Here is a 20,012-nt window from a genome sequence, read left to right as displayed (position 1 = left end):
TTTACACGTAACGAACGGTGCTACACTTGTAAGTAGCGCATCTTTCTTTACGGTCAATGAGCAAGGTGTTAAATTGATCACGTTTTAGACCATTTTTTCATCTGTAACTAATAAAAGTGCAGGTGAAAAAGGTAACGGTTATTTTTGACATACGGTTTATCCGGATTGATAACGAGGGTGGTGAGCGTTTGCGCCGCCGCTATCGACACCATGACGGATGCAACATCAGGCGATACGTCTTGTACCTCTATATTGAGACTCTGAAACAGAGACTGGATGCCATAAATCAACTGCGTGTGGATCGCGCGCTTGCTGCCATGGGACCTGCCTTCCAGCAGGTATACAGTCTGCTGCCGACATTATTGCACTACCACCACCCACTGATGCCGGGTTACCTCGATGGTAACGTTCCCAAAGGCATATGCTTTTACACGCCTGATGAAACCCAACGCCACTACCTGAATGAGCTGGAACTGTACCGCGGTATGTCGCCGCAGGATCCCCCAAAGGGCGAACTGCCGATCACCGGCGTTTACTCGATGGGCAGTACCTCTTCGGTAGGGCAGAGCTGTTCGTCTGACCTTGATATCTGGGTCTGCCATCAATCCTGGCTGGATAGCGAAGAGCGCCAGTTGCTGCAGCGTAAATGTAGCCTGCTGGAAAGTTGGGCCGCGTCGCTGGGCGTGGAAGTCAGTTTCTTCCTGATTGACGAAAACCGTTTCCGTCACAATGAAAGCGGCAGTCTGGGTGGTGAGGACTGTGGCTCGACGCAGCATATTCTGCTGCTTGATGAATTCTATCGCACCGCTGTGCGCCTCGCGGGTAAACGTATTCTGTGGAATATGGTGCCGGGCGACGAAGAAGAGCATTACGACGATTACGTCATGACGCTCTACGCACAAGGGGTGCTAACGCCAAACGAATGGTTGGATCTCGGCGGGCTCAGTTCGCTCTCTGCCGAAGAGTATTTTGGCGCCAGCCTCTGGCAGCTGTACAAGAGTATCGACTCCCCGTACAAAGCGGTGCTGAAAACGCTGCTGCTGGAAGCCTATTCCTGGGAATACCCCAATCCACGCCTGTTGGCGAAAGACATTAAACAGCGCCTGCACGACGGCGAGATTGTCTCTTTTGGTCTCGACCCATACTGCATGATGCTGGAGCGCGTGACCGAATACCTCACGGCGATCGAAGACCCGACGCGTCTGGATTTAGTGCGTCGATGTTTCTACTTAAAAGTCTGTGAGAAACTGAGCCGTGAACGCGCCTGCGTGGGCTGGCGTCGTGAAGTATTAAGTCAGTTAGTGACAGAGTGGGGTTGGGATGAAGCCCGTCTGACCATGCTGGATAATCGCGCTAACTGGAAAATTGACCAGGTACGCGAAGCGCACAACGAACTGCTCGACGCAATGATGCAGAGCTATCGTAATTTGATCCGCTTTGCGCGCCGTAACAATCTTAGCGTCAGCGCCAGTCCGCAGGATATTGGCGTGCTGACCCGTAAGCTGTATGCTGCGTTTGAAGCGTTGCCGGGTAAGGTCACGCTGGTGAACCCGCAGATATCTCCGGATCTCTCGGAACCGAATCTGACCTTTATCCATGTACCGCCGGGTCGTGCCAACCGTTCGGGTTGGTATCTCTACAACCGCGCGCCTAACATGGACTCGATCATCAGCCATCAGCCGCTGGAATATAACCGCTATCTCAACAAGCTGGTGGCGTGGGCCTGGTTCAATGGCCTGCTGACCTCGCGTACGCATTTGTTTATTAAGGGCAACGGCATTGTTGATTTGCCGAAGTTGCAGGAAATGGTCGCCGACGTGTCGCACCACTTCCCGCTGCGACTGCCTGCGCCAACGCCGAAAGCGCTCTATAGCCCATGCGAAATTCGCCATCTGGCGATTATCGTTAACCTCGAATATGACCCGACGGCGGCATTCCGCAATCAGGTGGTGCATTTTGATTTCCGTAAGCTGGATGTCTTCAGCTTTGGCGAAGAGCAAAATTGCCTGGTGGGTAGCGTAGACCTGCTGTATCGCAACTCGTGGAATGAAGTGCGAACCCTGCACTTCAACGGCGAGCAGGCGATGATTGAAGCGTTAAAAACGATTCTGGGCAAAATGCATCAGGATGCCGCGCCGCCGGATAGCGTTGAGGTCTTCTGCTATAGCCAGCATCTGCGCGGTTTAATTCGTACCCGCGTACAGCAACTGGTGTCTGAGTGCATCGAATTACGCCTGTCCAGTACGCGCCAGGAAACCGGACGCTTTAAAGCACTGCGTGTTTCCGGCCAGACGTGGGGGCTGTTCTTCGAACGCCTGAATGTCTCGGTACAGAAGCTGGAAAACGCGATTGAATTCTATGGCGCGATTTCGCACAACAAACTGCACGGTCTTTCCGTCCAGGTTGAGACCAACCATGTGAAATTGCCGTCGGTGGTGGACGGTTTTGCCAGCGAAGGGATCATTCAGTTCTTTTTTGAAGAGACGGGTGATGAGCAGGGCTTTAATATCTACATTCTGGACGAAAGCAATCGGGCCGAGGTGTATCACCACTGCGAAGGTAGTAAAGAGGAACTGGTACGCGACGTCAGCCGTTTCTACTCATCGTCGCACGATCGTTTTACCTACGGCTCCAGCTTCATCAACTTTAACCTGCCGCAGTTTTATCAGATTGTGAAAACTGATGGGCGCGCGCAGGTGATCCCGTTCCGCACCCAGCCGATTAGTCCAGTCCCGCAAACCAGTCAGGATAACGACACACCGCTGTTGCAGCAGTATTTTTCGTGAACATGATGCCGGATAAGCGAAGCGCATCCGGCACTACAACTTAACGGAAGCTAACCTCTTCACCCGCTTGTTGCGTTGCCGCCTGTTCCAGCAGATCCCAGAACGTTTCGCCGCTACGATCGCAGATCCACTCGTCGCCTTTCAGATCAAAGTGGTAGCCGCCCTGTTTGGTCGCCAGCCACACCTGGTGCAGCGGCTCCTGACGGTTAATAATAATTTTGCTGCCGTTTTCGAAGCTGATGGTCAGCACGCCGCCGTTGATTTCACAATCGATATCGCTGTCGCCATCCCAGTCGTCCAGGCGCTCTTCAATGGTCATCCACAGGGTGTCGGCAAGGCGATGAAATTCACTGTCGTTCATTTTTTTATCCTGTTTTTCGTGATGGTCGCAGTATAACGCGGAATAAATCACGTTGCAGTTTTTAGCCAAACTCTTGCTTTTACGCCTTCTCCTGCGATGATAGAAAACAGAAAGCATGAACTTACAGGCAATCCATAATGAAAAACGTGTTTCAGGCACTCGCTGTACTTTTTACACTGTTCAGCCTGACGGGCTGTGGTCTGAAGGGACCTCTCTATTTCCCGCCAGCAGACAAAAACGCGCCGCCTCCGACGAAGAGCATTCAGTCACCAGCACAATCTACGACGCCAGATAAAAACGATCGTGGAATCAGTGATGGACCTTCTCAGGTGAATTACTGACGGTAAGTTTCTGTACCCGCGTGAACGGAGTAAACAATGCAATTCTCTAAAATGCATGGCCTTGGCAACGATTTTATGGTCGTCGACGCGGTAACGCAGAATGTCTTTTTCTCACCCGAGCTGATCCGCCGCCTGGCCGACAGACATCTCGGCGTTGGATTTGATCAACTGCTGGTGGTTGAGCCTCCGTACGATCCGGAGCTGGATTTCCACTACCGTATTTTTAATGCCGACGGCAGTGAAGTGTCACAGTGTGGCAATGGCGCCCGCTGTTTTGCCCGCTTTGTTCGCCTGAAAGGGCTGACCAATAAGCGCGATATTCGCGTCAGTACCGCGAATGGCCGGATGGTATTAAGCGTAACGGATGATGAGCTGGTGCGGGTCAACATGGGTGAACCCAACTTTGAACCCTCGCAGGTCCCTTTTCGTGCCAATAAAGCAGAGAAGACCTATATTATGCGAGTGGCCGAGCAGACAGTATTGTGCGGCGTGGTTTCAATGGGGAATCCGCACTGCGTGATTCAGGTTGATGATGTTGATACGGCCACGGTAGAAACACTGGGACCGGTTCTGGAAAGTCACGAGCGCTTCCCTGAACGCGCCAATATCGGCTTCATGCAAGTGGTCAAGCGTGAGCATATTCGACTGCGTGTTTATGAGCGCGGGGCGGGTGAAACGCAGGCCTGCGGCAGCGGGGCGTGCGCCGCTGTTGCGGTTGGTATTCAGCAGGGTCTGCTGGCAGATGAAGTGAGGGTGGAATTACCGGGCGGTCGACTTGATATCGCCTGGAAAGGTCCGGGTCATCCGTTATATATGACTGGCCCGGCGGCACATGTCTACGACGGATTTATTCACTTATGAAGCAACCAGGGGAAGAACTACAGGAAACGCTCATGGAACTGGACGACCGGGCGGTCGTCGATTATCTGCAACGTAATCCTGAGTTTTTTATCCGTAATGCTCAAGCGGTTGAAGCGATGCGCGTCCCGCACCCGGTGCGGGGCACGGTCTCTTTAGTTGAATGGCATATGGCTCGGGCACGCAATCATATCAACGTGCTGGAAGAGAACATGGCGCTGTTGATGGAACAAGCGAATGCCAACGAAAGCCTGTTCTATCGACTGTTAAATCTGCAAGGACGACTGGTGTCCGCGAACAGTCTCGACGACATGCTGATGCGACTTCATCGCTGGGCGCGTGAGTTAGGGCTGGCGGGAGCGACGGTTCGTCTGTTCCCGGATCGCTGGCGACTTGGCGCGCCATCAAAATTCACCCATCTGGCATTAAGCCGTCAGGCTTTTGAACCGTTGCGTATCCAGCGTCTGGGTCAGTCGCAGCACTATCTTGGGCCGCTTAATGGCCCGGAATTGCTGGTGATGATGCCGGAGGCGAAAGCCATAGGCTCAGTCGCGATGTCGATGCTCGGGCAGGATGGATCCCTTGGCGTGATGCTGTTTAGCAGTCGTGATGTTAATCATTACCAGCAGGGGCAGGGCACGCAATTGCTGCAGGAAATCTCGCTGATGTTGCCGGAGCTGCTGGAGCGCTGGATTGAACGCGTATGACCGATTCACCCCTTTCTCAGGATGTGGCGCGCTTTTTGCGCTATCTGGGCGTTGAGCGCCAGCTTAGCCCGATCACATTGCTTAATTATCAGCGTCAGCTTGATGCCATCATCGCGTTAGCCGGTGAAACCGGTCTGCAAAGCTGGCAGCAGTGTGATGCGCTCATGGTTCGTAGTTTTGCCGTGCGCAGCCGCCGTAAAGGGCTGGGACCGGCGAGTCTGGCTTTGCGCCTGTCTGCACTGCGCAGTTTCTTCGACTGGATGGTCAGTCAGGGCGAGCTGAACGCCAATCCGGCAAAAAGCGTTTCCGCACCCAAAGCGCCGCGCCATTTACCCAAAAATATCGACGTCGACGACGTTAATCGCCTGCTGGATATCGATCTCAACGATCCCCTCGCCGTGCGCGACCGTGCGATGCTGGAAGTGATGTACGGTGCCGGGCTGCGTTTATCTGAACTGGTTGGGCTGGATATTAAACATCTCGATCTCGACACCGGCGAAGTGTGGGTGATGGGCAAGGGCAGTAAAGAGCGCCGCCTGCCGATTGGCCGCAATGCGGTGGCGTGGATTGAGCACTGGCTGGATCTGCGCGGACTCTTTGGTTGCGATGACGATGCGCTATTTCTGTCAAAACTGGGCAAACGCATCTCTGCGCGGAACGTGCAGAAACGCTTTGCTGAATGGGGTATCAAGCAGGGGCTGAACAGCCACGTACATCCCCACAAATTACGCCACTCCTTTGCGACGCATATGCTGGAGTCGAGCGGCGATCTGCGCGGAGTGCAGGAGTTATTGGGTCATGCCAATCTCTCCACAACCCAAATCTATACCCATCTTGATTTTCAACACCTGGCTTCAGTGTACGATGCGGCGCATCCGCGCGCCAAACGGGGGAAATAATGCGTTTTTACCGGCCTTTGGGGCGCATTTCTGCGCTCACCTTTGACCTTGATGACACTCTTTACGATAACCGTCCCGTTATCACACGCACCGAGCAGGAAGCGCTCGCGTTTGTACAGAATTACCATCCGGCGCTGAGTTCGCTGCAAAATAGCGACCTCCAGCGCTTACGTCAGGCCGTTCGCGACGCCGAGCCGGAAATCTACCACGATGTTACCCAATGGCGTCACCGTGCCGTAGAGCGCGCTATGCTGGAAGCGGGTTTGTCAGCGGCAGAAGCCAGAATGGGGGCGAATGCGGCGATGATGAATTTTGCCAAATGGCGTAGCCGCATTGAAGTCCCGCAGACGACGCATGACACGCTGAAAGCGCTGGCCCGCAAATGGCCGCTGGTGGCGATTACCAACGGTAACGCGCAGCCGGAACTGTTTGGCCTGGGTGATTACTTTGAGTTTGTGCTGCGCGCCGGTCCCGACGGACGATCAAAACCATTCAGCGACATGTACGCGCTGGCGGCGGAAAAACTGAACATGCCCGTGGGTGAGATTCTGCACGTGGGCGATGACCTGACGACAGACGTCGCGGGAGCCATCCGTTGCGGTATGCAGGCTTGCTGGATTAAACCGGAAAATGCCGACCTGATGCACACCGCAGACAGTCGTTTGCTTCCGCATATCGAAATTTCACAGTTGGCATCTCTGACCTCGCTGATATAATCACCAACAACTCTGTATAAATTCCCAGGGGCCCATACACGTCGCACTTCAAGTTGCAGATGCGTTGGCTGCACTCGTTCACCCCAGTCACGTACTGAAGTACGCTCCGGGGGATGAACTCCCTTGCCGCCTTCCTGCAACTCGAATTGCTTAGTGTATTACTGGCCCTGTTGATTCCGGCGGTGCCAATGGACGTTTCTTACCTGCTCGATAGCCTCAATGACGAACAGCGCCAGGCTGTGGCCGCGCCACGCAGCAACATGTTGGTTCTGGCAGGCGCGGGGAGTGGTAAAACGCGCGTGCTGGTGCACCGTATCGCCTGGTTACTGACGGTAGAGAACAACTCGCCGTACTCGATTATGGCGGTAACCTTTACCAACAAAGCGGCAGCGGAAATGCGCCACCGTATTGGTCAGATCATGGGAACCAGCCAGGGCGGTATGTGGGTGGGTACGTTCCACGGTCTGGCGCACCGTCTGCTGCGTGCGCACCATATGGATGCCAACCTGCCGCAGGATTTCCAGATCCTCGACAGCGAAGACCAATTGCGTCTGCTTAAGCGTCTGATCAAAGCGATGAACCTGGATGAGAAGCAGTGGCCGCCGCGTCAGGCGATGTGGTTTATCAATAGTCAGAAAGACGAAGGGCTGCGCCCGCACCATCTGCAGAGCTATGGCAACCCGGTTGAGCAAACCTGGCAGAAGGTTTATCAAGCCTATCAGGAAGCGTGTGACCGCGCCGGGTTGGTGGATTTCGCCGAGCTGCTGCTGCGCGCCCATGAACTGTGGCTCAACAAACCGCATATCCTGCAGCACTATCGCGAACGCTTTACCAATATCCTGGTGGACGAATTCCAGGACACCAACAACATTCAATACGCCTGGATCCGCCTGCTGGCGGGCGATACCGGTAAAGTGATGATCGTGGGTGATGACGACCAGTCGATCTACGGCTGGCGCGGGGCGCAGGTGGAAAACATCCAGCGCTTCCTCACCGATTTCCCGGGCGCAGAAACCATTCGCCTCGAGCAGAATTACCGCTCGACCAACAATATCCTCAGCGCAGCTAACGCCCTGATTGAGAACAACAACGGGCGTCTGGGTAAAAAGCTGTGGACCGACGGCGTCGACGGTGAACCGATCTCGCTGTACTGCGCGTTCAACGAACTCGATGAAGCGCGCTTTGTGGTCAATCGTATCAAGACCTGGCAGGACAACGGTGGTGCGCTTGAACAATGCGCTATTCTGTACCGCAGCAACGCCCAGTCGCGCGTACTGGAAGAGGCGTTGTTACAGGCCAGCATGCCGTACCGTATTTATGGCGGGATGCGCTTCTTCGAACGCCAGGAAATCAAAGATGCACTCTCCTACCTGCGCCTGATCGCTAACCGCAACGATGATGCTGCGTTTGAACGCGTGGTGAATACACCGACGCGCGGGATTGGCGATCGTACTTTAGATGTGGTGCGCCAGACCTCACGTGACCGCCAGCTAACGCTGTGGCAGGCCTGTCGTGAACTGTTGCAGGAAAAAGCCCTTGCGGGTCGCGCCGCCAGCGCCTTACAGCGTTTTATGGAGCTGATTGACGCCCTGGCCCAGGAGACCACCGATATGCCGCTGCACGTGCAGACTGACCGGGTGATTAAAGACTCCGGGCTGCGCATGATGTACGAGCAGGAAAAAGGCGAGAAGGGCCAGACGCGTATCGAAAACTTAGACGAACTGGTGACGGCAACGCGCCAGTTCAGCTACAACGAGGAAGATGAAGACTTAATGCCACTGCAGGCGTTCCTGTCTCACGCCGCGCTGGAGGCGGGCGAAGGGCAGGCGGATACCTGGCAGGATGCGGTTCAGCTGATGACCCTGCACTCGGCGAAAGGTCTGGAGTTCCCGCAGGTGTTTATCGTCGGCATGGAAGAAGGCATGTTCCCCAGCCAGATGTCGCTGGACGAAGGCGGACGTCTCGAAGAGGAACGCCGCCTGGCCTACGTCGGCGTGACCCGCGCAATGCAAAAGCTGACGCTGACCTACGCCGAAACGCGTCGTCTGTACGGCAAAGAGGTTTACCATCGCCCGTCGCGCTTTATTGGTGAACTGCCGGAAGCGTGTGTTGAAGAGGTGCGTCTGCGCGCCACGGTCAGCCGTCCGGTGAGCCATCAGCGAATGGGCACGCCAATGGCGGAAAACGATACCGGCTACAAACTTGGCCAGCGCGTGCGCCATGCCAAGTTTGGCGAGGGCACCATTGTCAATCTGGAAGGCAGCGGCGAGCACAGTCGTTTGCAGGTCGCGTTCCAGGGGCAGGGGATTAAATGGCTGGTGGCGGCCTATGCCCGACTGGAAACGGTATAACTTTCAGAAAAATATCATTATTTTGTAACGATCTGCTAGCCTTACTGATGAGCAGGTAATTTATCCAGGCTAGCGTTTCGTTGCGTGTTGACGTCAAAATTTTGCTGGCGTAACATGCGCGCACGATTACGCTAAGAGGACATTCGCCTTGGACACACCCAGTAGATACTGGCTCATTATCCTGTCATCCAGGATCAACTCCTAAGGCTATCCCTTTTTGCTGATAGCCTTCGCGGTTGTCAGCGACCTTCTGTTTTTTCCCGTCGCGCTGAGTCAGGCTGTTTAATGGTCTGAAACCCAATTTGTTTCTGTGTGCCCTCCGAACTGTCCGATAATTTTTTGCATTGGGAGTCCCGGTCATGCTGAGCGCATTTCAACTGGAAAACAATCGTTTAACTCGCCTTGAGGCAGACGAGATCGAGCACCTGGCCAGTTCGGTTTGGGTCGATTTAGTCGAGCCGGATGACGAAGAACGAAACCGTGTGCAAAAGGACTTGGGCCAGAATCTGGCTACGCGCCCTGAACTGGAAGACATCGAAGCATCCGCGCGTTTTTTTGAAGACGAAGACGGTCTGCACATTCACTCCTTCTTCTTTTATGAAGACGCCGACGATCACGCGGGTAACTCAACCGTCGCATTTACTATTCGCGAAGGCCGTCTGTTTACCCTGCGCGAGCGCGAATTGCCGGCCTTTCGCCTGTACCGCATGCGTGCGCGTAACCAGGCTATGGTGGATGGCAATGCCTACGAGCTGTTGCTCGACCTGTTCGAAACCAAAATTGAACAGCTGGCGGATGAGATCGAAAACATCTACAGCGACCTGGAAAAACTCAGCCGTGTGATCATGGAAGGGCGTCAGGGCGATGAATATGACGAAGCGCTGTCGACGCTGGCGGAACTGGAAGATATCGGCTGGAAGGTACGCTTGTGTCTGATGGATACCCAGCGCGCACTGAATTTCCTGGTGCGTAAAGCGCGGTTGCCGGGCAGTCAGCTGGAGCAGGCGCGTGAGATCCTGCGCGATATCGAATCTCTGCTGCCGCACAATGAATCGCTGTTCCAGAAGGTTAACTTCTTGATGCAGGCAGCGATGGGTTTTATCAACATCGAGCAGAACCGCATCATCAAGATCTTCTCGGTGGTCTCCGTGGTGTTCCTGCCGCCGACGCTGGTGGCTTCAAGCTACGGGATGAACTTTGAATTCATGCCGGAACTGCACTGGAGCTTCGGTTATCCTGGGGCGATTGTCTTTATGATGCTCGCCGGTCTGGCTCCGTACCTGTACTTTAAGCGCAAGAACTGGCTGTAATGGCGGTGACTTATCCGGCCTACGGTGATGTGCTTTTGTAGGCCGGATAAGCGAAGCGCCATCCGGCAATCCCCTAGCCCCGACGTACCCGTCGTTGCGTATAAATCGCATCCATCACGAAAATCGCCAGCGCGACCCAGATAAACGCGAAGGTCACCATCTTATCTGCACCCGGTACTTCACCGTAGAACGTTACCGCCAGCAGGAACATCAGCGTAGGGCCAATGTACTGGAAAAAACCCAGCGTCGACAGACGCAGGCGGGTTGCTGCGCCGGTAAAGCACAGCAGCGGTATGGTGGTCACGACACCCGCAGCAATCAGCAGCAGATTGAGCGACATCGGGTTTTGCCCCATATGGCTGGTTGGGCTGTCCGCAATACCAAACAGATAGATGGCTGCAACGGGTAAAAGCCACAGGGTTTCGATCAGCATGCCGGTTTGTGCTTCGACCGCAATCTTCTTGCGCACCAGACCATAGAAAGCAAAGCTGAACGCCAGTCCCAGCGCGATGATTGGCAGCGATCCAAAGGTCCACAGCTGTACCAGCACGCCGCAGGCGGCTAATAGTACCGCCAGCCACTGCATGCGACGAAAGCGTTCGCCGAGGAAAAGCATTCCCAGCACAATATTCACCAGTGGGTTAATAAAATAGCCGAGGCTGGCTTCCAGCATATGGTGATTATTGACCGCCCAAATGAACAGCAGCCAGTTTCCGCCGATGAGCACCGCCGAGAGCGCCAGCAGGAAGATCTTCTTTGGCGTCTGGAGCAATGTTTTGACACCCGACCACTGGCGGCTGATGCTCATCAGCACCACCATGAAGAAAAATGACCAGATGACACGGTGCGTCAGGATCTCATCTGCCGGGACATAGTAAATCAGCTTGAAGTAGGCAGGAGCGATACCCCAAATAAAATAAGCAGCAAGAGCGAGTAACACGCCCTGCCGCGTTTGTTTAGCATCCATCGGGAAAACTCATTGCAGAAATGTAACAGCAGTTTACCTTTTTTTGGCTGCTTACCCCACCATATAAGTGGCGGTTGCGCTGGCAATATAAAGCTGTTCTTCGTTATGCAGTTCCACGCGTGCAACGGCGACTTTATTACCCGCCCGCAGCAGGCTGCTGGTGGCGGTAAAGCGATTTCCTCTGCCCGGGCGCAGGTAATCAACGCGCAAATCGATGGTTCCCATGCGTGACATCCGCTGACGCAGTTCGTCTTCGCTGATCGTTTCATGGCGAGTCAGCGTACTCCCAACGCACACCAGTCCGGCGGCGACGTCCAGCGCCGAGGCGATCACGCCGCCATGCAAAATGCTTTGCGCCCAGTTGCCGACCATCATCGGTTGGTTATTAAAGGCTAATTGGGCAAATTCTTTCTCATAGCGTTCAAGCTCCAGTCCCAGCGCCCGGTTAAACGGCATATGATAGACAAACATTTCACCCACTAACTTCAGCGCTTCCTCAGCAGTAAGTACGGCAGACATACGATCCCTACATCTTAATAGTTAATGAAATGTTCATATTATGCTTATTATTTGTTGTCTTCTACTTTAGGACGGGATGATTAACGAGGAACTCGCTAAGTATGTATACCCGTCATACTTCAAGTTGCATGTGCGTTGGCAGCGTCTGCTCACCCCAGTCACTTACTTTAGTAAGCTCCTGGGGTTTACAGACTTGCCGCCTTCCTGCAATTTGAATTATTTAGGGTATAGAATACTTGTCAGAAAATTATACAATTCATCAATATTTTGGTTCAGGAGAACAGTACTGATGCGGGCGATTCTGGGATGGTTACTACCAGCAGTCATGCTGCCGTTGACCGCGTATGCGCAGGAAGCGACAGTGAAAGAGATCCATGATGCACCAGCAGTGAGAGGCAGTATTATCGCCAACATGCTGCAAGAACACGATAATCCTTTCACGCTGTACCCCTATGACACCAACTATCTCATCTACACCAATACCAGCGACATGAACAAAGAGGCGATCAGCAGCTATAGCTGGTCCGAAAATGCGCGCAAAGATGAGGTTAAGTTTCAGCTAAGCCTGGCGTTTCCGCTCTGGCGCGGGATATTAGGCCCAAATTCGGTACTCGGTGGTTCCTATACCCAGAAGTCCTGGTGGCAGCTTTCGAATAGTGAAGAGTCTTCACCGTTTCGCGAAACCAACTACGAACCGCAATTGTTCCTCGGTTTCGCCACCGACTATCGCTTCGCCGGTTGGACGCTCCGTGATGTCGAAATGGGTTATAACCATGACTCCAACGGCCGCTCCGATCCCACTTCACGTAGCTGGAACCGTCTTTATACTCGTCTGATGGCTGAAAATGGTAACTGGCTGGTGGAAGTTAAGCCGTGGTACGTCATCGGCAGCACTGACGATAACCCGGATATCACAAAATATATGGGCTACTATCAGCTGAAAATGGGTTATCACCTGGGTGACGCGGTCATCAGTGTGAAAGGCCAGTACAACTGGAATACCGGCTACGGTGGCGCAGAGCTGGGAGCCAGTTACCCCATCACGAAGCATGTGCGTCTATACACTCAGGTCTACAGTGGTTACGGCGAATCGCTGATTGACTATAACTTCAATCAGACCCGTGTTGGCGTGGGCGTGATGCTCAACGATATCTTCTGACAGATATTGAGAGTATTTTAATCATTGCAGTTTCTCTCTCAGGCGCTGAAAATAGCGCCTGTTTTTATTTCAGGCTAATGGGGTTAATGTGGCGCAGGCGGAAGTGTTGAATCTGGAAATGGGCGCTAAACAGGTTTTGCAGGAAACCTTTGGCTACCAACAGTTTCGCCCGGGTCAGGAAGAAATCATTGATACCGTGATCTCTGGTCGCGACTGCCTGGTCGTTATGCCGACAGGTGGCGGTAAATCCCTGTGCTATCAGATCCCCGCATTATTGCTCAACGGGCTCACCGTTGTTGTTTCTCCGCTGATTTCTCTGATGAAAGATCAGGTCGATCAACTGCTGGCCAACGGCGTGGCGGCAGCGTGTCTGAACTCCACCCAAAGTCGCGAACAGCAGCTTGAGGTGATGGCAGGCTGTCGCAGCGGGCAGATTCGCCTGTTGTACATTGCGCCTGAACGTCTGATGCTGGATAACTTCCTTGAAAATCTGGCGCACTGGAACCCGGTGCTGCTGGCGGTTGATGAAGCGCACTGTATTTCGCAGTGGGGGCATGATTTCCGCCCGGAATACGCGGCGCTGGGACAGTTGCGTCAACGCTTCCCAACCCTGCCGTTTGTGGCGCTGACCGCGACTGCGGACGAAACCACCCGGCTGGACATTGTGCGTCTGCTGGGGCTCAACGACCCGTTAATTCAGATCAGCAGTTTTGACCGCCCAAATATTCGCTACATGCTGATGGAGAAGTTTAAGCCGCTCGATCAGCTGATGCGCTATGTGCAAGAGCAGCGCGGTAAGTCCGGCATTATCTACTGCAACAGCCGTGCTAAAGTTGAAGACACCGCCGCGCGCCTGCAAAGCCGAGGCATCAGTGCCGGGGCTTATCATGCAGGGCTGGAAAATACCGTACGCGCCGACGTACAGGAGAAATTCCAGCGCGATGATCTGCAAATTGTGGTGGCAACCGTGGCGTTCGGCATGGGGATCAACAAACCCAACGTGCGCTTCGTGGTGCATTTCGATATTCCGCGCAACATCGAGTCCTACTACCAGGAAACCGGGCGCGCCGGGCGTGACGGCCTGCCTGCGGAAGCAATGCTGTTTTACGATCCAGCAGATATGGCGTGGTTACGCCGTTGTCTCGAAGAAAAGCCCGCCGGACAGCTGCTGGATATCGAGCGCCATAAGCTCAATGCGATGGGGGCATTTGCCGAGGCGCAAACCTGCCGTCGTCTGGTGCTGCTGAACTACTTTGGCGAAGGGCGTCAGGAGCCGTGCGGTAACTGCGATATTTGTCTCGACCCACCAAAACAGTACGACGGACTCATGGATGCGCGTAAAGCGCTGTCGACGATCTACCGCGTAAATCAACGCTTTGGTATGGGTTATGTCGTCGAGGTTCTGCGCGGGGCAAACAACCAGCGAATTCGTGAGCTGGCCCATGACAAACTGCCGGTCTACGGCATTGGTCGTGAGCAGAGCCATGAACATTGGGTCAGCGTTATTCGCCAGCTTATTCATCTTGGTCTGGTCACACAGAATATTGCCCATCACTCGGCGTTACAGTTAACCGAAGCTGCGCGTCCGGTACTGCGCGGTGAAGTTCCACTACAGCTTGCTGTGCCGCGTATTGTGGCGCTGAAACCGCGCGCAATGCAGAAATCCTTCGGCGGTAATTACGATCGCAAATTGTTCGCCAAATTGCGTAAGCTGCGTAAAGCCATTGCCGATGAAGAGAATATCCCGCCGTACGTGGTGTTCAACGACGCCACGCTGATTGAAATGGCCGAACAGATGCCGGTTTCACCGAGTGAAATGCTAAGCGTTAACGGGGTGGGGATGCGTAAACTTGAGCGTTTTGGCAAAGAATTTATGGCGCTTATCCGCGCACATGTTGATGGTGACGACGAAGAGTAGTCAGCCAGGCAAAAAAGTGCCAGGATGGTGACTCACTGAACTATTCCCCCGCGAGTCATTTTTATGTTAACGCTATTTTTCACCGTTGCGCTGGTGCACATCGTTGCGCTGATGAGTCCCGGTCCCGATTTTTTCTTTGTCTCTCAAACGGCCGTTAGCCGTTCGCGCAAAGAAGCGATGATGGGCGTGCTGGGCATTACCTGCGGCGTCATGGTCTGGGCCGGCGTGGCGCTGCTCGGCCTGCATCTGATCATCGAAAAAATGGCCTGGCTGCACACCATTATTATGGTCGGCGGTGGTCTGTATCTGTGCTGGATGGGTTATCAAATGCTGCGCGGTGCGTTTAAAAAACAGGATGTTGCGGCACCCGCACCGCAAGTTGAGCTGGCGCAAAGCGGACGCAGCTTTTTGAAAGGTCTGCTGACCAACCTGGCGAACCCTAAAGCCATTATCTATTTTGGCTCCGTCTTCTCGTTATTTGTTGGCGACAACGTGGGAACGGGCGCGCGTTGGGGGATTTTTGCCCTGATCATCGTGGAGACGCTGGCGTGGTTTACCGTGGTTGCCAGCCTGTTTGCGCTGCCGAAAATGCGCCGCGGCTATCAGCGTCTGGCGAAGTGGATTGACGGTTTTGCTGGGGCATTGTTCGCAGGCTTTGGTATTCATCTGATTATTTCGCGCTGAGTTCCTTCCAGACCGGATAAGCGTTAACGCTATCCGGCACTGTTATCAGGCATGTCGTGCTGATGCCAGCAGGGCGCCGATCAGCATAAACAGCGAACCGAACACTTTGTTCAGCGCCTTCATTTGCTTTGGTCCTTTAATCCATCCTGCAATGCGCGTAGCCAGCGTTGCGTAACCGATCATCACAATGATATCGACCACGATGGTCGTAACGCCAAGCACCACATACTGCATCAGCTGCGGTTCCTGCGGCAGAATGAACTGCGGGAACAGGGCGGCAAGAAAAACAATGCTTTTGGGGTTGGTCAGATTCACAAAGACCGCGCGTTTGAACAGGCGGCTGCGCGATTGTGTATTCGCCATGGTGTTCAGATCGATAGCGCCCGCTGTCCGCCATTGTTGAATACCCAGCCAAATCAGATAGGCCGCTCCCGCCCACTTCAGCACCTCAAACGCGATCACCGAACGTGAAAATAGCGTTCCCAGCCCCACGCCAACCAAAACGATATGAATGCCCAGCCCGGTCTGTAAACCCGCAATCGACGCGCTGGCCCCGCGATAACCGTAGCTGATGGCGGTGGTCATGGTGTTGATTGCGCCAGAGCCAGGAGACAGGCTCAAAATAATTGAGGTCAGCAGGTAGGCGAACCACCATTCAAAGGTCATGAGAAACTCCCGGATTGTCTATTTTTATGCCACAATACGCTACTGCCGTTAGGTTGTGTCAGCGACGGCGAAAAAAACGATTTTACTTGGTCAGCGAGGCTGGATACCCGATGTTTCAGCAGCAAAAAGACTGGGAAACAAGAGAAAACGCGTTTGCTGCTTTTTCCATGGGGCCACTGACAGATTTCTGGCGTCAGCGGGAAGAAGCGGAATTTACGGGTGTGGATGATATCCCCGTACATTTTGTTCGTTTTCATGCAGAAAAAAACGATCGCGTCATCGTCGTCTGTCCTGGACGCATTGAAAGCTACGTGAAATACGCTGAACTGGCGTATGACCTGTTTCATTCTGGTTTTGACGTGCTCATTATCGATCACCGTGGTCAGGGGCGTTCCGGGCGAATGCTTTCGGATCCACATCGCGGTCATGTCGATAACTTTAATGACTATGTCGACGATCTAACCGCCTTCTGGCAGCAGGAGGTGCTACCCGGCCCATGGAGAAAACGCTATATCCTGGCGCATTCTATGGGCGGAGCGATTGCCACATTGTTCCTGCAGCGCCACCCGAATCAGTGTGATGCCATCGCGCTTTGCGCGCCAATGTTTGGTATTGTGATGCGCTTTCCCGACTGGATGGTGCGCCACATTCTTGACTGGGCCGAAGGGCATCCGCGCATCCGCGAAGGCTATGCGATGGGAACCGGGCGCTGGCGGGCGCTGCCATTCGGTATGAATGCGCTCACCCATAGTCGACAGCGCTATCGGCGTAACCTACGCTTCTACGCAGATGATCCGCGGTTACGTGTGGGTGGCCCTACCTATCACTGGGTGCGTGAAGGCATTCAGGCGGGCGAACAGGTTCTGGCTGGCGCGGGAGACGACGCGACGCCGACGCTGCTGATTCAGGCCGAAGAAGAGCGTGTAGTGGATAACCGCATGCACGATCGTTTTTGTGAACTCCGCGCTGCAGCAGGCCATCCGGTAGAAGGAGGTCAGCCGCTTGTCATAAAAGGCGCGTACCATGAGATCCTTTTTGAAAAGGACGCCATGCGCTCAGTCGCGCTTAACGCTATTGTTGATTTTTTCAACAGGCATAACTCATCCAGCGGAACTCGCTTTGCCTAGAGGTTTAATTTTCTTATGTATCAGGTTGTTGCGTCTGATTTAGACGGTACGCTGCTTTCTCCCGACCATACTTTGTCCCCTTATGCCAAAGAGACGCTAAAACTACTGACGGCTCGCGGTGTTCACTTCGTGTTTGCCACCGGTCGTCATCATGTTGATGTGGGGCAAATTCGCGATAACCTCGGCATTAAAACCTACATGATCACCTCCAACGGCGCGCGGGTGCATGATTCTGACGGGAATCTGGTGTTTTCGCATAACCTGGATCGCGACATTGCCAGCGACCTGTTTGGTGTAGTGAACGCCAACCCGGATATCGTGACGAATGTTTACCGCGATGATGAGTGGTTCATGAACCGCCACCGCCCGGAAGAAATGCGTTTCTTTAAAGAGGCGGTATTCAATTATTCACTGTTTGAACCTGCGCTGCTGGAGCCGGATGGCGTCAGCAAAGTGTTTTTCACCACCGATTCTCACGAAAGGTTGCTGCCGCTGGAACAGGCGATTAACGCTCGCTGGGGCGATCGCGTCAATGTCAGCTTCTCTACGCTTACCTGTCTGGAAGTCATGGCGGGCGGCGTGTCGAAAGGTCATGCGCTGGAAGCGGTAGCGAAAGCGATGGGCTACAGCCTGAAAGACTGTATCGCTTTTGGCGATGGGATGAACGATGCGGAAATGCTCTCTATGGCGGGCAAAGGCTGCATCATGGGTAATGCCCACCAGCGCCTGAAGGATCTGCATCCGGAGCTGGAAGTCATCGGACTCAACGCCGACGATGCCGTGCCGCACTATCTGCGCGATCTCTTTTTAAAGTGATTGTTCTTTAGTTGACCAGTTGTCAACTAAACTCTCCGCTACAATGGATGTTCCCTGTTCTAAGAGGCATCCATTGTGGCGCTACTCATCATTACCACTATTTTGTGGGCCTTTTCCTTCAGCCTGTTTGGCGAATACCTTGCCGGTCATGTCGATAGCTATTTTGCAGTGCTGGTGCGCGTTGGACTTGCGGCGCTGGTGTTCCTGCCTTTTTTACGCACCCGCGGGCACAGCGTAAAAACGATCGCGCTGTATATGCTGGTGGGGGCCATGCAGCTTGGCATTATGTATATGCTGAGTTTTCACGCCTACCTGTATCTGACGGTTTCAGAGCTGTTGCTTTTCACCGTGCTGACGCCGCTCTACATCACGCTGATTTATGACCTGATGAGCGGGCGCCGTTTGCGTTGGAGCTACGCTTTCAGTGCGTTACTGGCGGTGATTGGCGCGGGGATTATTCGTTACGATCAGGTAACCAGCCACTTCTGGACCGGCCTGCTGTTGGTGCAGCTTTCCAACATTAGTTTTGCCATCGGTATGGTGGGATACAAGCGTCTGATGGAAACCCGCCCAATGCCACAGCACAACGCTTTTGCCTGGTTTTACATGGGCGCCTTTATGGTGGCGGTCGTCGCCTGGTTCATGCTGGGCAATGCGCAGAAAATGCCTGCAACCACGCTACAGTGGGGAATTCTGGTCTTTCTTGGCGTGGCGGCATCCGGCATTGGTTACTTTATGTGGAACTACGGTGCGACCCAGGTGGATGCCGGTACGTTGGGCATCATGAACAATATGCATGTGCCGGCCGGGCTGTTGGTCAACCTGGCCATCTGGCATCAACAGCCTCACTGGCCAAGCTTCATCATTGGCGCGGCTGTGATAGTGGCCTCACTGTGGGTACATCGAAAGTGGGTCGTTCCGCACTCCGCACAAACGGCAGATGATCGCAGGCGTGATTCCGCGCTGAGCGAATAAACGCTTCTGTTACCGGCTGGCGCTGCTCGCCATCACGCACGGCGGCGTACAGTCGGCTCCACAATCCATCGCCCAGGGTTTTGGTCACTACCAGGCCCTGGCGTTCAAAACTCTCCACCACCCAATGCGGTAACGCCGCGATGCCCATTCTGGCTGCAACCATCTGAATCAGCAGCAGGGTATTATCCACGCTCTTCAGCGACGGGCTAACGCCTGCGGGCTGCAGGAAATGTCGCCAGACATCCAGTCGACTCCGTTGCACCGGGTAAATAAGCAGCGTCTCGCTGGCTAAATCTTCCGGCGTGATTTGCGTTTTGCTGGCTAACGGGTGATCCGGCGCCAGTACCAGGCGGACTTCAAAATCGAACATCGGCGAATAGTGCAGTCCGCTGCGCGGCAGAATGTCGGAGGTTAACACCAGATCCAGCTCATCCTGCTGTAGCGCCGGTTGCGGATCGAACGTCACGCCGGATTTAAAGTCCATCTCCACCTGCGGCCAGTTGGCACGAAAATTCTCCAGCGCGGGCGTCAGCCACTGGATACAGCTGTGGCATTCAATCGCGATTCGCAGCCGGGTTTGCTGTGGTTCGTTGCAGGCCTGCAGCGCACGACCAATTTGCGGCAACACCTGATTGGCTAACTGCAGCAGGATTTCTCCCTGCGGCGTAAAGCGCAGAGGCTGGCTTTTACGGACAAAGAGTCGAAAGCCAAGGCGCTGCTCCAGATCGCTGAACTGGTGAGAAAGAGCGGATTGGGTCTGATGCAACGTCGCCGCGGCGGCTGCCAGCGAACCACTATTCCGCAACGCCTGGAGCGTTTTCAGGTGTTTAATCTCGATCATGAAAGTCCTTC

General features: G+C 54.2%; 20 protein-coding genes. 15 read left to right on the top strand and 5 right to left on the bottom strand.

Annotated features, from left to right (window positions below):
- Positions 1–239 precede the first annotated feature (239 nt).
- Positions 240–2,786 carry a class I adenylate cyclase gene (cyaA, locus tag HV041_RS19915; RefSeq protein ID WP_121585252.1) on the top strand — a complete coding sequence of 849 codons (2,547 nt, stop codon included), beginning with the start codon at positions 240–242 and terminating at the stop codon, positions 2,784–2,786.
- A gap of 40 nt (positions 2,787–2,826) precedes the next feature.
- On the opposite strand, the gene cyaY is transcribed toward cyaA, so the two are convergent.
- Positions 2,827–3,147, bottom strand: coding sequence for an iron donor protein CyaY (cyaY, locus tag HV041_RS19910; RefSeq protein WP_003828967.1), 321 nt, complete (start codon positions 3,145–3,147; stop codon positions 2,827–2,829).
- A gap of 137 nt (positions 3,148–3,284) precedes the next feature.
- Here cyaY and HV041_RS19905 point away from each other — a divergent pair, with 137 nt between their 5' ends.
- The 8 genes from HV041_RS19905 (at position 3,285) to corA (ending at position 10,329) form a co-directional block, all read left to right on the top strand.
- Positions 3,285–3,488 (top strand): lipoprotein, encoded by a 204-nt coding sequence (locus HV041_RS19905; protein WP_005133315.1) that lies wholly within the window; start codon positions 3,285–3,287, stop codon positions 3,486–3,488.
- Between the two features lie 36 nt (positions 3,489–3,524).
- A complete protein-coding gene (gene dapF / locus HV041_RS19900) occupies positions 3,525–4,349 on the top strand; it encodes a diaminopimelate epimerase (RefSeq protein ID WP_005133314.1) in 825 nt (274 codons plus the stop codon).
- Entirely contained in the window at positions 4,346–5,053 is a 708-nt protein-coding gene (locus HV041_RS19895) for a DUF484 domain-containing protein (RefSeq protein WP_061066917.1), read from the top strand. Before dapF ends, HV041_RS19895 begins: the two co-directional genes overlap by 4 nt.
- Complete coding sequence (gene xerC / locus HV041_RS19890; protein ID WP_061066918.1) at positions 5,050–5,952, top strand: tyrosine recombinase XerC; 903 nt, start codon at positions 5,050–5,052, stop codon at positions 5,950–5,952. The genes HV041_RS19895 and xerC overlap by 4 nt, the downstream gene beginning before the upstream one ends.
- Complete coding sequence (gene yigB / locus HV041_RS19885; RefSeq protein ID WP_048214079.1) at positions 5,952–6,668, top strand: 5-amino-6-(5-phospho-D-ribitylamino)uracil phosphatase YigB; 717 nt, start codon at positions 5,952–5,954, stop codon at positions 6,666–6,668. Before xerC ends, yigB begins: the two co-directional genes overlap by 1 nt.
- A gap of 188 nt (positions 6,669–6,856) precedes the next feature.
- Complete coding sequence (gene uvrD, locus HV041_RS19880) at positions 6,857–9,019, top strand: DNA helicase II (protein ID WP_121585254.1); 2,163 nt, start codon at positions 6,857–6,859, stop codon at positions 9,017–9,019.
- A gap of 148 nt (positions 9,020–9,167) precedes the next feature.
- On the top strand, positions 9,168–9,224 hold the full coding sequence (gene ysgD / locus HV041_RS24915) for a YsgD/CorL family protein (RefSeq protein ID WP_212723238.1): 57 nt from the start codon (positions 9,168–9,170) through the stop codon (positions 9,222–9,224).
- 154 nt (positions 9,225–9,378) lie between these two features.
- Positions 9,379–10,329: a magnesium/cobalt transporter CorA gene (corA, locus tag HV041_RS19875; RefSeq protein ID WP_003017920.1), complete on the top strand. Its 951-nt coding sequence runs from the start codon at positions 9,379–9,381 to the stop codon at positions 10,327–10,329.
- 73 nt (positions 10,330–10,402) lie between these two features.
- On the opposite strand, the gene rarD is transcribed toward corA, so the two are convergent.
- Both rarD and yigI read right to left on the bottom strand, forming a co-directional pair.
- Positions 10,403–11,296: an EamA family transporter RarD gene (rarD, locus tag HV041_RS19870; protein ID WP_121585255.1), complete on the bottom strand. Its 894-nt coding sequence runs from the start codon at positions 11,294–11,296 to the stop codon at positions 10,403–10,405.
- Between the two features lie 51 nt (positions 11,297–11,347).
- Entirely contained in the window at positions 11,348–11,815 is a 468-nt protein-coding gene (gene yigI / locus HV041_RS19865; protein ID WP_003017917.1) for an acyl-CoA thioesterase YigI, read from the bottom strand.
- Positions 11,816–12,104: 289 nt separating this feature from the next.
- Here yigI and pldA point away from each other — a divergent pair, with 289 nt between their 5' ends.
- From pldA to rhtC, 3 genes are all read left to right on the top strand, one after another.
- Positions 12,105–12,974 carry a phospholipase A gene (gene pldA / locus HV041_RS19860; RefSeq protein ID WP_079939623.1) on the top strand — a complete coding sequence of 290 codons (870 nt, stop codon included), beginning with the start codon at positions 12,105–12,107 and terminating at the stop codon, positions 12,972–12,974.
- A gap of 88 nt (positions 12,975–13,062) precedes the next feature.
- Positions 13,063–14,892 (top strand): ATP-dependent DNA helicase RecQ, encoded by a 1,830-nt coding sequence (gene recQ, locus HV041_RS19855; RefSeq protein WP_121585256.1) that lies wholly within the window; start codon positions 13,063–13,065, stop codon positions 14,890–14,892.
- 63 nt (positions 14,893–14,955) lie between these two features.
- Positions 14,956–15,576: a threonine export protein RhtC gene (gene rhtC, locus HV041_RS19850; RefSeq protein WP_048214082.1), complete on the top strand. Its 621-nt coding sequence runs from the start codon at positions 14,956–14,958 to the stop codon at positions 15,574–15,576.
- A gap of 45 nt (positions 15,577–15,621) precedes the next feature.
- Here rhtC and rhtB read toward each other — a convergent pair whose 3' ends face one another.
- Positions 15,622–16,242: a homoserine/homoserine lactone efflux protein gene (gene rhtB, locus HV041_RS19845; protein ID WP_121585257.1), complete on the bottom strand. Its 621-nt coding sequence runs from the start codon at positions 16,240–16,242 to the stop codon at positions 15,622–15,624.
- Between the two features lie 110 nt (positions 16,243–16,352).
- Here rhtB and pldB point away from each other — a divergent pair, with 110 nt between their 5' ends.
- From pldB to HV041_RS19830, 3 genes are all read left to right on the top strand, one after another.
- A complete protein-coding gene (pldB, locus tag HV041_RS19840) occupies positions 16,353–17,369 on the top strand; it encodes a lysophospholipase L2 (protein ID WP_115601237.1) in 1,017 nt (338 codons plus the stop codon).
- 15 nt (positions 17,370–17,384) lie between these two features.
- The gene (gene yigL / locus HV041_RS19835; RefSeq protein ID WP_048214085.1) at positions 17,385–18,185 is read left to right on the top strand and encodes a sugar/pyridoxal phosphate phosphatase YigL; all 801 of its coding nucleotides are present in this window, start codon (positions 17,385–17,387) and stop codon (positions 18,183–18,185) included.
- A 75-nt stretch (positions 18,186–18,260) separates the two neighbouring features.
- Positions 18,261–19,160 (top strand): carboxylate/amino acid/amine transporter, encoded by a 900-nt coding sequence (locus HV041_RS19830; protein WP_003017909.1) that lies wholly within the window; start codon positions 18,261–18,263, stop codon positions 19,158–19,160.
- Here the strand turns inward: HV041_RS19830 and metR are convergent.
- Positions 19,048–20,001 carry an HTH-type transcriptional regulator MetR gene (gene metR, locus HV041_RS19825; RefSeq protein ID WP_040230083.1) on the bottom strand — a complete coding sequence of 318 codons (954 nt, stop codon included), beginning with the start codon at positions 19,999–20,001 and terminating at the stop codon, positions 19,048–19,050. The two genes, HV041_RS19830 and metR, sit on opposite strands and share 113 nt — an antisense overlap.
- Positions 20,002–20,012 lie beyond the last annotated feature (11 nt).

The organism is Citrobacter sp. RHBSTW-00029, assembly GCF_014104295.1.
Classification (GTDB): Bacteria; Pseudomonadota; Gammaproteobacteria; order Enterobacterales; family Enterobacteriaceae; genus Citrobacter; species Citrobacter youngae.
The sequence above is the reverse complement of the archived record's forward strand: the minus strand, read 5'-3'. Positions and strand labels throughout refer to the sequence as shown.

Coding starts and splice junctions, on each gene's coding strand:
- rarD (WP_121585255.1), bottom strand. CDS start 11,296: ATGGATGCTAAACAAACGCGGCAGGGCGTGTTACTCGCTCTTGCTGCT.
- pldA (WP_079939623.1), top strand. CDS start 12,105: ATGCGGGCGATTCTGGGATGGTTACTACCAGCAGTCATGCTGCCGTTG.
- dapF (WP_005133314.1), top strand. CDS start 3,525: ATGCAATTCTCTAAAATGCATGGCCTTGGCAACGATTTTATGGTCGTC.
- xerC (WP_061066918.1), top strand. CDS start 5,050: ATGACCGATTCACCCCTTTCTCAGGATGTGGCGCGCTTTTTGCGCTAT.
- uvrD (WP_121585254.1), top strand. CDS start 6,857: ATGGACGTTTCTTACCTGCTCGATAGCCTCAATGACGAACAGCGCCAG.
- yigL (WP_048214085.1), top strand. CDS start 17,385: ATGTATCAGGTTGTTGCGTCTGATTTAGACGGTACGCTGCTTTCTCCC.
- yigB (WP_048214079.1), top strand. CDS start 5,952: ATGCGTTTTTACCGGCCTTTGGGGCGCATTTCTGCGCTCACCTTTGAC.
- yigI (WP_003017917.1), bottom strand. CDS start 11,815: ATGTCTGCCGTACTTACTGCTGAGGAAGCGCTGAAGTTAGTGGGTGAA.
- HV041_RS19905 (WP_005133315.1), top strand. CDS start 3,285: ATGAAAAACGTGTTTCAGGCACTCGCTGTACTTTTTACACTGTTCAGC.
- metR (WP_040230083.1), bottom strand. CDS start 20,001: ATGATCGAGATTAAACACCTGAAAACGCTCCAGGCGTTGCGGAATAGT.
- HV041_RS19895 (WP_061066917.1), top strand. CDS start 4,346: ATGAAGCAACCAGGGGAAGAACTACAGGAAACGCTCATGGAACTGGAC.
- pldB (WP_115601237.1), top strand. CDS start 16,353: ATGTTTCAGCAGCAAAAAGACTGGGAAACAAGAGAAAACGCGTTTGCT.
- rhtC (WP_048214082.1), top strand. CDS start 14,956: ATGTTAACGCTATTTTTCACCGTTGCGCTGGTGCACATCGTTGCGCTG.
- rhtB (WP_121585257.1), bottom strand. CDS start 16,242: ATGACCTTTGAATGGTGGTTCGCCTACCTGCTGACCTCAATTATTTTG.
- corA (WP_003017920.1), top strand. CDS start 9,379: ATGCTGAGCGCATTTCAACTGGAAAACAATCGTTTAACTCGCCTTGAG.
- cyaY (WP_003828967.1), bottom strand. CDS start 3,147: ATGAACGACAGTGAATTTCATCGCCTTGCCGACACCCTGTGGATGACC.